Origin of the sequence: Nocardia carnea NBRC 14403, from assembly GCF_000308515.1 — a bacterium.
In the GTDB taxonomy this organism is placed as follows: Bacteria; Actinomycetota; Actinomycetes; order Mycobacteriales; family Mycobacteriaceae; genus Nocardia; species Nocardia carnea.
This window is the reverse complement of record NZ_BAFV01000029.1, coordinates 152,540-166,845: the sequence shown is the minus strand read 5'-3', so window position 1 is coordinate 166,845 and position 14,306 is coordinate 152,540. Positions and strand designations below refer to the sequence as shown.

Here is a 14,306-nt window from a genome sequence, read left to right as displayed (position 1 = left end):
GAACCACAGCCACGCAGGCAGAAGTTCGATGTTCCCGAAGCCGGGCTACAAAGTAAAAATTTCACCTCAGGTGGGTATGCCCACGCCACCTGATGTCACAACTGGGCTACCCGGCCCGGACCGGTGAATCAGCCCAGCAGATAGGCCGGGGTGGCCGGGGGGACGACGTTGTACACGAAGTTCTGCCGCAACTGGTGGTACGGCTCGCCCTCGGCGAAGAAGTTCCGACGCATATGTGCCAGCTCCTCGGCACGGTAATCGGCCAGCGGTTTGACCGCTTCGTCCGCTTCCCGCTGCCGTTTCTTCGCCGTCAGGCGGCCCTCGAGCTCCGGCGAATCGGCGAGCAGGGCCGCCTCCCGGCGCACCCATTCACGGAATTCGGCGGTACCGCCCGCCCCGACCCGGTCCACCAGGCCGATGGCCGCCGCCGCGCGGGCGCCGACCGGCAGGGTGTCGCGGGTCAACCGCGCGGCCTCGGTCGCCCCCACGCGGCGCGGCAGCGAATACGTCCAGTACTCCGACCCGTACAGGCCCATGAGCCGGTAGTGCGGATTGAGCACGGCCGATTCGCGGCACCACACCTCGTCGGCGGCCAGCGCGAGCATCACCCCACCGGCCGCGGCGTTCCCGGTCAACGCCGAGATCACCAGTTTGTCCGTCGTGGTGAGGATGGCCTCCACCAGATCGTTCATCGCGGTGATGTTGCGCCACGATTCCTCGCCCGGGTCCTCGGCCGCCTCGATGACATTGAGATGGATACCGTTGGAGAAGAAGTCGCGGGCGGCGCCCAGTACCAGCGCACGGATCGGCCGCGCACAGGCATGACGGTAGGCCGCGAGCAGGCGCCGGCACTGCACGGTACTCATGGCGCCACCGGCGAAGGCGAATTCCAGATAGCCGACGGAGCCCTGCTCGTAATAGCACAGCTCCGACCAGGTATTGCGGACCGCCGCCTCGGCGGGCGTGACCGGTATCTCGGGAATATCGCCGGGCAGATCGGTACCGAGCGCATAGGTGGCGGGTCGTTTGAAGGTCGCCGGGCCGCCCGGTTTCCGGCGTCGCCGCAGCTGCGGCAGCCAGACCGCCCCGTCGACAGTGGCTCGGCAGATCGCTCCGTCGCGAGTGGCCACGACGGCCCCGGGGGTGCCCCGCAACCGGTCTTCGTGGTGACCGCCGTGGAGGAAATACTCCCGGCCGTACAGTTCGTCGAGCACTCCCGGCTGCGAATCGGCGGCGCGCAGTTTGCGCAGGATCGACGCGGTGTCCTCGCTGCCCCAGTCGATCCGGCGGTACTGCTGGGAATGGTAGGGGCGCAACTGCCCGCGCACATCGGGACGGCTGTAATCCAGGGGCTCGGGCTCGAATTCGCTGTCGGCGAACCGGTCGACGGCCAGCAGTACCGCGGTCACGGCGGCATCGGAGACCTCGTTGCGGTACAGCTCGCTCTTCCCGCAGGCGGCCACCGGGAACCGTACGGAAGCCCAGATCGGCCCCGCATCCATTTCCGCGACGGCCTGCAGTACGGTCACACCCCACTCCCGGGCCCCGGTGCTGATCGCCCAGTCGAGCGAGGAGGGCCCGCGGTCTCCCTTCGGTCCGGGATGCACGATGAGCACGGTATGCGCGGTCCAGATGTCTTCCGGGATCGCCGTGGTCAGCATCGGCGCCACGATGAGATCGGGGCGGAAATGCGTGACCCGGGCCCGCAGCAGATCGTCGCCGAGTGCCAGTTCGACCCCCACCTCGTGCCCGCGACCGCGTAACTCGGTGTGCACGCGCTGCGTAAGACTGTTGAATGCGCTGGCGACGAGCAGGACGCGCAAGGTTTTTCCTCCATCGGGTGAGATCTGTTCGATCCCAAAGTATTGTTTCGATTCCCGACAAAGCTAATCCCCCGGCGCGCCATCCGCAGTCCGGGGTGATCCCCGCAACATTTCACCGCACGACGTATCCGTCCACCGCCCAGTACATTCCGAACCCTCCGGGCCGGAAGAGCCACTCGCAGGCAGTCCGGCGGCGGGCGCCCGGCCCACGGCCGATTCCGCCACCGGTACACCGATACGAATGATCTCGCGGTGTTCCCGTTCCGCCGGCGCCCGGTGGCTCCGGGCCGGGCGATCAGGACCCGTTCTTCGCAGCCAGTGCCTTGGCCTCGCGGCGACGATGCAGGATCGGCTCGGCCTGGCCTACCGACTCCGGTTCGATGCGCTGGGCGAATGCGTTAGGCAGCGACCGCAGCCGGCCGCTCCTTGTCTGCTCCCGGGATCAGCACGCCTGCCGCCAACGCACCGACGGCAATGAGGGCGGCGCCCAGCAGCAAAGCCGCGGAATAGCCGTCACTCAGCGCGTCGGGGGATCGGTGGTATTCCTGATGTGCGGGCCACCTCGAGCCCGCCGCACCCCTGCGGTGCGAGCGTGCCGACATCGCGACGAACACTTCAAACCCCGTTCCGTTCGGTGTCGGCACGCTGCCACACACCCCGAGACGCCCCGCGGACAGGCGAGATCGGACCAGACGGTCCAGGTGCCCGCTACGGCTGCGCCAAGACACGCTGTGCGTGACGCGGAGACCGGCGATGCGTTTGCCGTCCAATTCACGAACGGTGAACCGATTCCCACGTCCCGTCGCCCCTCCCGGCTGGGGTTGTGAACGGCAACCGTCGCGCGCCGATTATTCATTGAAAATGATGTTCAGTAGTATCGCTTGCCGTGACGATCAGCCAGCGCCGACGGACCGGCCCAGCGGGGACCGGGACGTCCACCGACGACCCGGCCGCCGCCGAAGCCGTGTTTCTCGATGCCACTGTGCGCCTGCTCGAACCGCTGGGCGTGCGGCCGGGTGAGACCGTCGTCGAGGTGGGGCCGGGTGCCGGGTCGGCGACCGTCGCGCTCGCGCATGCCGTCGGCGAACTGGGCTGTGTCTACGCCGTCGACGTGGACGCCACCATGCTGGACGTCACCGTTGCTACCGCCCGCGCGGCGGGTGTGGCCGATCGAATCCGTCTGGTATTGCACGACCTCGAGGAGGGTGTGCCGCCGTTGCCCGGGCCGGTCGACGCGGTCTGGTCGTCGTGGTGTGTGCATCATGCTCGTGACTGGGACGCTGCGGCGCGCGCGCTGGTCGGCATGCTGCGGCCGGGTGGCCGGATATGCCTGGCCGAGGGCGGGCTGCCGTCCCGGTGCCTGCCCTGGGATGTCGGGATCGGGCGGCCCGGGCTCGAGGTCCGGCTGGACGAGGCACACGATCGGCATTTCACACAGTGGTTCTTCGGTCGGCCGGGCGCCACCCGGCCGAATCGGGGCTGGAACGAGATCCTGCACTCCGCCGGGCTCACCGATATCACTGCGTTCAGCGTGCTGGTCGATATTCCTGCGCCGCTTTCCGAGCGCGCCCGCGACGTGGTGCTCGCCGAGCTGGCGGCCCGGGTCCGGCGGGCACAGCCGTTTCTGGCCGAGGACGACGCCGCGACCTGGTCGCACCTGCTCGATCCCGACGACGCGGCCTGGCTCGGGCACCGCGGTGATCTGGCGCTGCTCACCGCCCGTACCGGATTCAGCGGGCGCAAACCCGACGCGTAGCCACGACCCAGCGGCCGGGAGGCAAGCTGTCACACGGCGTTCAGCTCGTCATCTGTTCGCATCGCCGGACGACCTCGAGCACCCGGTCGATCTCCTCCGGTGTGTTGTAGACGTACGCGCTCACCCGCACAGCGTGGTCGTCGGAGCCACGGCCGGCCTGACATTGGCTGTCCGCCCGCACCATGATTCCCTCGTCGGCGAGAACGAACCCGAGGTCGTCGGCGCGTACCCGATCGTGCCGGAAGGTCACGATGCCCTCCCGGCGCTGTACCGGAGAATCCGCGGAGAGGCTGGTCTGACAACCGAGCACCCGCACACCCCGGAGTCCGGCGAGGCCCTCGGTGAGCCGACTACTCAACGCTGTGGTCCACGCGTGGATCTCGGCGGGGCCGGCGGTGTCGAGCCAGTCGAATGCCGCCGCCAGGCTCACGATTCCCGCGGTGTTCGGGGTCCCTGCCCAGCCGTGCAACCCGAAGCGAGGTCCGCGCCGGTTACGCGCCCATACCGCACCCACACCGGGCAGGGCCAGCATCTTGTGCCCGGAGAAAACCACGAAGTCGACGTCGAGTTCGGCCACCGATACCGGGCGGTGTCCGACGCTCTGCGCGGCGTCCAAGCAGATCGGAATCTCGGGTCCCACCGCCGCACGCACGCGATGCACATTCATATCGGCACCGAAAACATGGTGCACATGGGTCACCGCGACGAACCGGGTTCGCTCGGTCACCAGCGCCGGGAGCGCGCGATGATCGTAGTCACCGGAGGCGGGATCCACCGGCACGGGCAATACCCGCACCCGGGTACCGCTCCGGGCGAGGGTATCCCGCATATCGAGCCAGGGCCGCAAATTGGACTCGTGATCACCGAACGGAACGATGATCTCGTCCCCGTCGACGAGCAGGTCAGCCAGCCATCCGGCGACCGCCCGCAGCCCGGCGCTGGTGCCGTCGACGAACTCGACCACCGAATCGCCGCCGCGATCGCCCAATGCCGAACATACGCGCTGCCGGGCTGCCTCGATCCGGGCGGTGGTGGCGGTGGCCCACGGGTAGGAACCACGCGCGGCATTGGCGTTTCCCGTGCTCAGGTATTCGGTGACGACATCCAGCACCGCCTGCGGTTTCTGCGTGGTCGCCGCGTTGTCCAGATACGCGAGCTCCGGGTTGTCCGCGATAATGGGGAACTGCGCGCGCAGCGATCGCTGCCAGCCGGCAAGGCGGTCGAGCACTTCGCTCGGGTTCGTCACGGCCGTCATCGCATCAGTCCCGGACCAAGAGCGCGCCGGCGTCGCGCCAGGCCACTACACCGCCACGCAGACTGCGCGCGTCCTGGTGCCCCATTTTGGTCAGCAACGCGGCATAACGCGCCGATTTCTCGCCGACCGGGCAGACCAGCAGCACCGGCCGGCTCGCCCCGAACGGCAGGCCGCCGCGGACCAGTTCGTCGAACAAGTCGTCGACGATGTTCACGGAGTTCTCGATGTGCAGGGCGGTGAAGGCGAATGCCCCACGAAGGTCCACGATCAGCGGCCGCTGCCGGGTAATCCACTCGCGTGCCTCGGCGACATCCATCTGCGTTGCCCTGGCGACCTCGGCCTCGGCCAGCGTCTCGAGTGAATTCGGCCGCACCGGCTGGTTGAACAGGTCCGGCCGGCGTTTCCGGATATAGCTCATATAGCTTTCGATCCGGTCGCAGACGATGAATACCGCGGTCCGGCGTTCGGCGAGCCCGGCATCGAGAGCCGAGAGATAGCGCAACGCACCGAAATAAGCGGCACCGGCCGTCGGGCCGCCCAGGATGCCGCACCGGCGGTTGAGGATCAACATTCCCTCGATAGCCTCGTCCGCGCTCACCGCGTCGATGGTGTCGTAGTTCTCCGGTTCGAACAGGCCGACCTCGTTCACCTCGTCGATATTGCGGATGCCCGGGATGAAATCGCTTTTGGACGCGACCAACCCGACCACCTCGACCGCGGGATTGTGTTCGCACAGCACAGACGCCACGCCGGCAGACGAGCCCGCGGTGCCGACGCAGGCGATGAACACATCCGGACCCTGCCCGTCGAGATCTTTGATGATCTCCGGTGCCGTGCCGGCACGGTGCGCGTCGAGATTGCGTGGATTGAAGTACTGATCGGTGTGCAGATAGCCGCTACCGTCCCCGGTGAGCGTGCGGTACATCCGGCTCAGTGGATCCTCGGTATCGGTGGGGTCCAGGCACTCGGTCTGCCCGGGCAGTTCTTCGATCTGCGCGCCGAGCAACAACAGCAGGTCCTTGATCTCGGGCACCCGCATCCGGTTGGTGACGCTCTTGAACGGCAACCCGTGCATCGCAGCGATCACCGCGAGCGCCTTCGCGGTGTTGCCGCTGGACAGTTCCACGATGGCGTCCCCACGCGCCGCGGCGCCGGGCAGTCCGTCGCGCACCATGTTCCAGGCGGGCCGGTCCTTCACCGAGCCGAACGGGTTGAGCATCTCCAGTTTGGCGAAGAGGTCGATATTTCGCAGCCCGTGCACCTGGGGGGCGATACGAACCAGTGGCGTGTCCCCGACCACGTCGAGGATGCTCTCGTACTTCATGAGCGGCTACCTTTCCCGGGCCAATACTGTTCATCCAGGCACCACGACCAGCCACCCCCGTCACGAAACACCGCCGCCGTGCGGGCGATGGGCTGCATCAATGCGTGGTCCGCCGCGAAATCCATGAAGTAACCTGCCGTGTTCACGAAGGCCAGCAGATCGCCGGGAACCGGCGTACGCGGCAGTGTCACACGCCGGCGGGTGATGAAGTCGTCCTCCAGGCACAGGTTGCCCGTGAGATAGACGCCGGCAGGTACGCCGGGCCGTTCGGGCAACAGCACCGGATCCATCAGTACCGCATGACTTTCGGCACTGATGTCACGGGAGTTCGCGGCGACGCGGACCAGCGTGTCCCCCGCCTGGGTAGTGCGAACCTCGACCACCCGGGCCAGCGTGAGACCACACTGATCGGTCAGCCCGCGACCGGGTTCGATATAGAGCTCGTAGAGGTTCTCCAGGAGCAGGGTGGCCAGTGATCTACCCAGCGAGGAAGATTTCCACGACAGCAGCTCGTCGAGGTAGCGCGCACCCGCAACCTCTCGATACGCGGGATAGACCCCCAGCGTGCCGCGTAACGTCCCCGATTCGGCGTGCAGGCCGTAGCCATGGTTCTGCCAGGTCATCGACGGCCGCCTGCCGAGCACGGCAGAACCCAGTTACGTTGTGTAGCGTTCCCACTGCTCCCGATCGGCCAGGTAGTTCACGCCGAAACCGCCACCGATATCGATCGCGGTGGGCGCGAAACCACGAGTCAAGGCCTGGTGCATGGCCAGTAGGCACCCCTCGAGCGCCAGCGCCTTCTCCTCCACTCCGGTGGTGTCGAGGTGATAGGAAACGCCGAGCAACCGCAGGGAATCCCGATGCTTGTCGAGCAGATCCAGTGTCGCGCCCAGTTCCCGGGCGTGCACGCCGAACCGGCTGGGCCGGCTCAGAATCGGCACACCCGCGGAGTCGAACCCCGAGAGCCGGATCATCACCCGCACCGGCGCCGATCCGAAACGCGCCGCGATCGCCGCCAATTCCGCCAGCTCTTCGCAGGAATCGGCGTTGACCACCGCCCCGACGCGGGCGGCCAGCCACAGGAACTCGGCGTCCTTGGGACCGGTCGCCATGATCCGGTCCCCCGTGAACCCCGCCGCGAGTACGTGCCGCAGTTCCCCGAGCGAAGCCACGTCGACTCCGCACTGCCCGGCCACCAGACAGCGGATGAAGGCGCTCGATCGGTTGGTCTTGTGCGCGAAATAGGTACGCCCGCTCAGCCGATACCTGCGATACACGTCGCGATAGTGCTCCGCGTTTACAGCCATCCGTTCCGGGACGACCACATTCAGCGGGGAACCCAGCGCCTCCACCATCGCGGACACCCGCTCGGGTTCGGCGAGAACATCGCGCAGCAGTCCGTCCACCCGCGGTTCCAGGATCGGTTCCGGCTCCACCCTCATCTCCCGTTCGCGCTACGGCACCGCATCGCCGCTGCTGGTACCCGCGGTGCCCGTTGGAAGTGTTCGATATCCTTTCCGCCCACGAGTTCGACCCCCGCAGCAACAGACGAGCCGCGATAGTGCTCCGGAGCGTCTGCACGGCAATGGTTTCCGATACCAGAGTAGCGACCCCACCGATCGCTCGGCCCCTTCACGGGAAGGAGGGAGCCGAGCGGAGTCACCGGGCGGCCATTGTATTCACCAGAATGTCGCGCATTTCCGGCCGGCTTCCCGCCACCGCGGTGAATACCGCATCCCGCAGCGAACACTGCGCATGATTGTCCGCGAGCAGGGCACGGGCACCGGTGCCGGCGATGAGAGCGCCGGCCGCCCGCACCGCCAGATCGGCGGCGCCGGCACGAGCGGCGGGCAGCCGGGTGGAGTCCGCCAGGCCCGCGTCCAGCTCCGTCCGCGCTCGGGCCAACTGCTGATCCAAGGCCGTGGCGGCGTCGACTCGGCCTGCTTCGCGGAGCAACCGGATGGCCCGCCCGGCGACACCGCAGGCGACGCACCCGTTGAGCCGGGAGCCGAAACTCTGCAGACCGACGAAATCGGAGTATGGGCTCGCCGCGATGGTCCGGTCCGAAGTCACGAGGAAATCGGCGAAACGCAGGCGGACGGTTTTCGTGGCTTCGCCGATGGCGAGGTCGATCGGGTCGGCGGTCAACCCGGCACCGGCGGTGGCATCGACGAGACCCGACACCACTGTGCCGCCGCGCCCATCGGGCACCACTGCCGACACTTGCACGACATCCACCACACCCCAGCCGCTGACAAACGGTGCCTCGCCGTTGAGCAGATGGCCGTCGGCAACCGGTTCCGCGTGCAGCTTCGCGGCCTTTGCCAGCACTCCGGCAAAGGCCGCACCGGCCCGGACCCGCCCGTGCACCAGATCGTCGAGGTACCGAGCACGAAGCGCCGTGTTCTCGCTGCCCGCCAGGCTCAGCACCGCGCCGTTGTGCTGCATCCATACGAAAGTGGTGGCAAGGCATCCCCCGGCCAGAATCTCGAGCACTTCGACGATCTCCGCAAAGCCGAGCTGATCCGGCCCCGGTGCCGCCAGTCCGTACAGCCCTTCCCGTGCCAATAGGTCCCAGTGTTCCGGCGGCACCGTACCCGTGCGGTCTACCTGTACGGCCACGGGAAACAGCACGTCATCCGCGATTCGGCGGGCGCGTTGAACGAGAGACTGTGGATCGGCGACGTCAACCATAGGACCTTCCTGACTCGACAGGAGCACGAGCGGGCTCGAACTCACGGACTCGCTGCCGCGTGCACAGCCGCGCAGCGACTTCCGTGGCCGATACCGAATAACACACGCGTATTTTTAATACAGCGTAACCCCCATATGGTCCGCAGCACCTGTCCTTGCCAGAACCCGGGACACCGGGCCCAGAGCCTGCGCTCACCACTGTCGCAGCCGAACAGAAGCGGGCCGTCATCACCGCCGGTGCCGGTCAGCTCCCGGACTGCACCCCTGGCGGCAGGATCCGAAGTTGCGCCTCGGGCCGCCCGCGGGACCGCGAATGCACCAGGGGCATCAGCGCCCCGGTCATTGCCGTTGTCACCAGGGCCATCACCACCAGCAGTGAATACAGGGCCGTGTCGAGCAGACCCAATTGAAGCCCTACAGTCAGCGCGATCAACTCGGTGAGCCCCCTGGTGTTGAGCAAGATCGCGAGTATCGCCGAAGACCGCACCGGGATCCCACTCAGGCGGGCGCCGATGTACGCGCCGAGACCCTTACCGCCGATGGCGACCAACAGCACGAGGGCCAGTTCGCCCAGGACGGAACCGCCGACCTCGGAAAGGTCCACCGCCAGCCCGGCAACAGCGAAGAACACCGGCAGCAGCAGCGAAGCGACTCGCCGCACCCACGGCAGCGTCCATTCGTGCATGCTGTCCCAGTTCCGGCGCGGCATGGCCACACCGAAAAGAAATGCCCCGAAGATCAGGTGCAGCCCCATCCATTCGGTGGCCCCGGCCGACAATGCCAACCCGGCCGCGACCACAGCGAGAACTCCGGCACGTCTCCGCCGCGTGACCCCGGGCCGGCCCCGATTCCAGCGATCTCCCAGCCGAGTCAGCGCAGGCCGCATCACGAATACGAGCAGCACGGCGAACGGCACGACGAAAAGGAGCTGCCACCACAGCGCTACCGCACCGCCGGCCAGCGCGGCTACGACTGCGAGCAGAGTCCACGCCAGAACGTCGCCCACCGCAGCACAGGCCAGCGCGAGCGCACCGATCCGGGTTTCCATCAGCCCACGGTCGCCCAGGATGCGGGCCAGCACGGGAAAGGCAGTGACCGACATCGCGGTTCCCAGGAACAGCACGAAAGCCAGGCGATCCCCGGTGGGGTGCTTGTCGACCAGATACAGCGCCAGCGCAACCCCCAGCACGAACGGCACCGCCATGGAACCCAGCGCTGTACCGGCCACCGCTTTCCCCTGCCCGCGCAACAGCTTCTCGTTCAACTCCAGGCCGACGAGGAACATGAAGAGCACAACGCCCACGTCGGCGAGTATGCGCAGCGGAGGGCGCACTTCGGAGGGGAACAGCAGCCGGGTCAGCTCGCCACTGAGCAACGTCGGGCCGAGCAGAATTCCCGCACAGATCTCACCAACCACAGCCGGTTGGCCGACCCGCTCGGCGAGCCACCCGGCAAGTCGCGCGACCACGAGGATCAGCGCGAAGGCCACCAGCAGACGCAACAGGATATCCGGAGTCACCGAGCCATCCAGTTCCCCGGGCGAACCATGGCACCGACGCCGTTGTGCCACCGGCCTGCTCTGCCACCGTCGCAATTCCACCGGTGACAACCCGCGGCGACGCGACCCGCACCGGCCCCGGAAGAGCGATCGAACCCACCCGGAAACTGGCACTCTGCCGAAGATCCGACCGCTGACCCGCGCCGAAGCCGCACGAACACTGGCGGCGAGGCTGCTTCCCGCCGCAGCGCGAGTGTCCACAGGACCGAGCTCCCACCGCCGAGCGCGACCTCGCCCTTCGACTCCGGCACCACAGACCGGCAGCCGATAAGCGTCCGGGAATGGGTGTGCGAAAGGCGAATGAGATCTGCTCGACATCGCCGAGCCCGGGCGTATGAGACGGTCCGGCACGACCCGCCGCGGGCTGCGCAGACCGAGATTCTGCACAGCCCGCGACGCGCGACCCGAAGAGACGGGTCCGAGTCGCCGAGCTTACGCACCGACCGGCGTCGCCTGCTCCTTTTCCGGCCGCGGGACAAGCACCCCCGCCACTACCGCACCGACCGCGATGAGGGCCGCACCCAGCAGCAGAGCTGCGGAATAGCCGTCGCTGAGCGCCTGCGGCGACCGACCGTCCCCGGTTACCGCAGCCGCTACCGTCGTCAGCACGGCCAGGCCGATCGCACCACCGAGCTGGCGGGAACTGTTCAGCAGACCGGAGGCCATCCCCGCCTCCTCCGCCGAAACTCCCTGCATCGCCACTGCACCCATCACGACAAAGCTGGCTCCGATGCCGATACTCGCCACCATGGACGGACCGAGAAGCTGGGCGGCGAACGAGCCGCCGGGCCCGGCCAGGCCGAACCATGCGATACCCAGCGCACCGAGCAGACCACCCGCCACCAGGGCGGCACGCTGACCGAAACGCCGCACGATCGGCCCGACCCCGAACATACCTATCACCGCACCTATGGAGAACGGAACGAACGCGAGGCCGGCTGCCACCGGAGAGTATTGCAGCACGTTCTGCATGTGCAGCGAGAGGAAATAGAACGCGGCCAGCTGTCCCGCGGTGATCATAAACCCGAAAACGTTGGCGCCCAGCACACTTCCGTGCGCTAATAATCCCAGCCGCATCAGCGGCTCGGACACCCGGGATTCCACCACGACGAACCCGGCCAGCAGGATCACGGCCACCGCGAGAGTCGCCACGGTGGCACCGGATGCCCAGCCCTGCTCGTCGGTCCGCACCACCCCGAGGATCAACAGGATCATTCCCGCGGTGACCAGCAGCGCCCCGAGCGCATCGAGCCGGGGGCGCTCACCTTCCCTGACCCCGCCGATTCCGGCCACCGCGGTGACCACGGCAACGGCGACAATCGGGATATTGATCAGGAAAACCCACCGCCAATCCGCGAAGTCGGTGAGTACACCACTGGCGACAACACCGAGTGTGCCGCCCAGCATGGTGGACGCACCCCACAGGCTCATGGCCTTGGTGCGCGCACGCCCCTCCTCGAAGGTCACACTGATCAACGCCAGCGACAGCGGCGACAACGCCGCGGCACCCAGGCCTTGGACCGCCCGGGCCACGATGAGCAACGCTGGATCCTGCGCGAGCCCGCCCACGAGGCTGGCGATACCGAAGACCCCGAGACCGATGAGCATCGTATTGCGGCGGCCGATCACATCGCCGAGCCGGCCACCGAGCAGCAGGAAACCACCGAACACCACGATGTAGGCGTTGACCACCCACTGCAATGCGGTCGCCGACATCCCGAACTCGGACTGGATCGCCGGCAGCGCGACGTTCACCACGGACAAATCGAGGGAAACCATGAATTGGACAATCACGACCGTGGCCAGCACCGCGGCCGGTCTGTTGAGCTGAGTCATCTACCTCTCCAGCAGAAAATCGAAACGTAGGGCAAAATAGCTCCGCCGCAGCGTCTTCCGTTGCACACGACCGTGTTTCACGGCACGGGCACGTACACAGTCTCGGCGGCTGCACACCCGGGTACAGCCATATCCGTCGACGGCGCGAGTGGCGCACCTTCAGGCGCTGGCAGCCTACTATTGAAAATCATTTTCAGCCATGCTCAACCAGGGACCCTGGTCGGGGAGTATGCGACAACCCCTACGGGACTCCGCTGGTCGCGACAGCGGGAGTTGATCGTGTCCGCGCTCGAAGCCAAGGGGAAGTTCGCCACCACACAAGAGTTGCACACCCAGCTCTGCCGCGATGGACACCGCATCGGAATCTCCACCGCCTACCGGACACTGGCCGGACTGGAACGGGGCCAACGACTCGACATCGTCCGCCAAGAGAACGGCGAACGCAGGTATCAGCTTCGCCGCTCGCGCCTGCATCGTCATCATCTGATCTGCCGGCAGCGCGGGGACAGCACCGCCCTCGACGCCGAGGTCGTCGAGAAATGGATCGACGAACTCCCTCGGACCACCGGGTTCATCGATATCAGGCATGCACTCGAACTCGACGGGGTGTGTTCTCGCTGTATTACATCGCATAACGAGTAGGTCGCCCGAGAGGCGAGTACAGAAACCGTCAGGGATCCGGCCGGCTACCGCGACCGCTCGCAACAGAGCGTGCGACGGGCCTACCACGAGTCGGATGGCGCGGCGAGGAAGTACTCCAGGTCGGCATGCCATGCCGCGTACAACGGATCGATGGGCGCCATAGCGGCGTACCGGCCCCGGTAGAACAACAGCGGCCGACCGGCACCGGCGGATTCCGACAGCGCCAGCACCCGGCCGACGACGATGAAATGATCGCCGCCGTCTACGACGTCCGCCACCGAACAGTGAATGGCCGCGAGTGCATTGCCCAGCACAGGCAGGCCCAGGTCCGAGGTGTACCACTCTGTTCCGGCGAACCTATCGCGCACGTGGGACCCGAAGCGAGCGCACACCTGCTGGAAAGCACGCTGGTCGAATTCGGAAAGGCTCGTCGATGCGATTGCCGTGTCTGCGCCCGGCGCGGCTGCGATCCCCTCATTTCGGCTTTCCCAGCGACTACCGGTCGCCGGAAAGCCGGCCACAGCAATCGACGGGCGGTCAGCGCCCTCGGCGCGAGACTCGTGAGTACTCCGGAACGACGGCATCGCAGACCCTTTCACTGGCACCGAATCACACCAGCATAATGATAATCTTTTTCATTAAACAGCCGCGTGGCTGTGGTCACGAAGCAGGAGAGATGTGCATGGACGACTTCTATTCGCCGGTCGCCGAGTTCTACGACCTGGTCCCCCGCGCTCACGCCGAAGGTGAAGCCGCCCTTCGGAAAATACTGGCCGACGTCGACCCGAGCGCTGGCCCTGTGGTCGATATCGGCGCCGGTACCGGACGTACCTGCCGCATCGTCGCCGAGGTGCTCCCGACGGCGAAAATCCTCGCCTGCGAACCGGCGCCGGCGATGCGGGCGGTCCTGACCCATGATGTGGTCGCCGACGAGGACCTCCGGCGCCGGGTCACCATCGTGGCAGAGCCGGCGGAATCGGTTGTACTGCCCGACTCGATCTCGGCATTGATCGTCTTCGGCGTACTCGGGCATATCGAAGCCGAAGAGCGCCGGGCACTGTGGGATCGAGTACTGCCCCGGCTGGCGCCCGGAGCACCGGTGCTGGTCGAACTGCTACCGGTTACCCGTCCTACGACATTGCCCACTATGGAACTGGCCCGTGAGCAGATCGGCGACCTCGTCTACGAAGGGTCGCTCGAGGCCGAGCCGGTCGGCGGCGATCTGATCCGGATGACCTCGACGTGGCAGATCAGTGGCGATGCGGCACCCACCCGGGTGGTCCGCAATGTCAGCGAGTGGCATACGTTCGGCATCGAGGATCTGGCCGAGGAAACCGGTCTGACCGGCGAACAGCTCACCGCCCAGGCCGGTGTCCTGCGCGCTCCGCGCACCTGAGCCGAGCGGATGTACCCGCGGT

At 66.9% G+C, this 14,306-nt stretch carries 12 protein-coding genes; 3 read left to right on the top strand and 9 right to left on the bottom strand.

What is annotated here, in order from left to right:
- Window positions 1-128: 128 nt before the first annotated feature.
- Window positions 129-1,823 (bottom strand): hydrogenase maturation protein, encoded by a 1,695-nt coding sequence (locus ON22_RS11270; protein WP_033246215.1) that lies wholly within the window; start codon window positions 1,821-1,823, stop codon window positions 129-131.
- An 886-nt stretch (window positions 1,824-2,709) separates the two neighbouring features.
- On the opposite strand from ON22_RS11270, the gene ON22_RS11260 reads away from it, so the two are divergent.
- Window positions 2,710-3,579 carry a methyltransferase domain-containing protein gene (locus ON22_RS11260; protein ID WP_051157461.1) on the top strand — a complete coding sequence of 290 codons (870 nt, stop codon included), beginning with the start codon at window positions 2,710-2,712 and terminating at the stop codon, window positions 3,577-3,579.
- A 40-nt stretch (window positions 3,580-3,619) separates the two neighbouring features.
- Here the strand turns inward: ON22_RS11260 and ON22_RS11255 are convergent, their stop codons facing one another.
- The 7 genes from ON22_RS11255 to ON22_RS11230 all read right to left on the bottom strand — a co-directional run bounded on the left by ON22_RS11255 (window position 3,620) and on the right by ON22_RS11230 (window position 12,246).
- Window positions 3,620-4,825 carry an aminotransferase class V-fold PLP-dependent enzyme gene (locus ON22_RS11255; RefSeq protein ID WP_231508715.1) on the bottom strand — a complete coding sequence of 402 codons (1,206 nt, stop codon included), beginning with the start codon at window positions 4,823-4,825 and terminating at the stop codon, window positions 3,620-3,622.
- Window positions 4,826-4,838: 13 nt separating this feature from the next.
- Window positions 4,839-6,158, bottom strand: coding sequence for a pyridoxal-phosphate dependent enzyme (locus ON22_RS11250; RefSeq protein ID WP_033246218.1), 1,320 nt, complete (start codon window positions 6,156-6,158; stop codon window positions 4,839-4,841).
- Complete coding sequence (locus ON22_RS37540) at window positions 6,155-6,781, bottom strand: type III PLP-dependent enzyme domain-containing protein (protein WP_197039718.1); 627 nt, start codon at window positions 6,779-6,781, stop codon at window positions 6,155-6,157. Before ON22_RS37540 ends, ON22_RS11250 begins: the two co-directional genes overlap by 4 nt.
- 33 nt (window positions 6,782-6,814) lie before the next feature.
- Entirely contained in the window at window positions 6,815-7,594 is a 780-nt protein-coding gene (locus ON22_RS37535; protein ID WP_197039719.1) for an alanine racemase, read from the bottom strand.
- A gap of 223 nt (window positions 7,595-7,817) precedes the next feature.
- A complete protein-coding gene (locus tag ON22_RS11240) occupies window positions 7,818-8,852 on the bottom strand; it encodes an acyl-CoA dehydrogenase family protein (protein WP_033246219.1) in 1,035 nt (344 codons plus the stop codon).
- A 244-nt stretch (window positions 8,853-9,096) separates the two neighbouring features.
- Window positions 9,097-10,371, bottom strand: coding sequence for a cation:proton antiporter (locus ON22_RS11235; RefSeq protein ID WP_051157460.1), 1,275 nt, complete (start codon window positions 10,369-10,371; stop codon window positions 9,097-9,099).
- Window positions 10,372-10,842: 471 nt separating this feature from the next.
- Window positions 10,843-12,246 carry an MFS transporter gene (locus ON22_RS11230; protein ID WP_033246220.1) on the bottom strand — a complete coding sequence of 468 codons (1,404 nt, stop codon included), beginning with the start codon at window positions 12,244-12,246 and terminating at the stop codon, window positions 10,843-10,845.
- A gap of 72 nt (window positions 12,247-12,318) precedes the next feature.
- On the opposite strand from ON22_RS11230, the gene ON22_RS37930 reads away from it, so the two are divergent.
- On the top strand, window positions 12,319-12,888 hold the full coding sequence (locus tag ON22_RS37930) for a Fur family transcriptional regulator (protein ID WP_255218527.1): 570 nt from the start codon (window positions 12,319-12,321) through the stop codon (window positions 12,886-12,888).
- Window positions 12,889-12,968: 80 nt separating this feature from the next.
- On the opposite strand, the gene ON22_RS35640 is transcribed toward ON22_RS37930, so the two are convergent.
- Entirely contained in the window at window positions 12,969-13,472 is a 504-nt protein-coding gene (locus ON22_RS35640; protein ID WP_081595492.1) for a flavin reductase family protein, read from the bottom strand.
- A gap of 98 nt (window positions 13,473-13,570) precedes the next feature.
- Between ON22_RS35640 and ON22_RS11215 the strand changes: the two genes are divergently transcribed.
- Window positions 13,571-14,284, top strand: a complete 714-nt coding sequence (locus ON22_RS11215) for a class I SAM-dependent methyltransferase (protein WP_033246221.1) — start codon at window positions 13,571-13,573, stop codon at window positions 14,282-14,284.
- Window positions 14,285-14,306 lie beyond the last annotated feature (22 nt).

Coding starts and splice junctions, on each gene's coding strand:
- ON22_RS11250 (WP_033246218.1), bottom strand. CDS start 6,158: ATGAAGTACGAGAGCATCCTCGACGTGGTCGGGGACACGCCACTGGTT.
- ON22_RS37540 (WP_197039718.1), bottom strand. CDS start 6,781: ATGACCTGGCAGAACCATGGCTACGGCCTGCACGCCGAATCGGGGACG.
- ON22_RS11240 (WP_033246219.1), bottom strand. CDS start 8,852: ATGGTTGACGTCGCCGATCCACAGTCTCTCGTTCAACGCGCCCGCCGA.
- ON22_RS11230 (WP_033246220.1), bottom strand. CDS start 12,246: ATGACTCAGCTCAACAGACCGGCCGCGGTGCTGGCCACGGTCGTGATT.
- ON22_RS35640 (WP_081595492.1), bottom strand. CDS start 13,472: ATGCCGTCGTTCCGGAGTACTCACGAGTCTCGCGCCGAGGGCGCTGAC.
- ON22_RS11215 (WP_033246221.1), top strand. CDS start 13,571: ATGGACGACTTCTATTCGCCGGTCGCCGAGTTCTACGACCTGGTCCCC.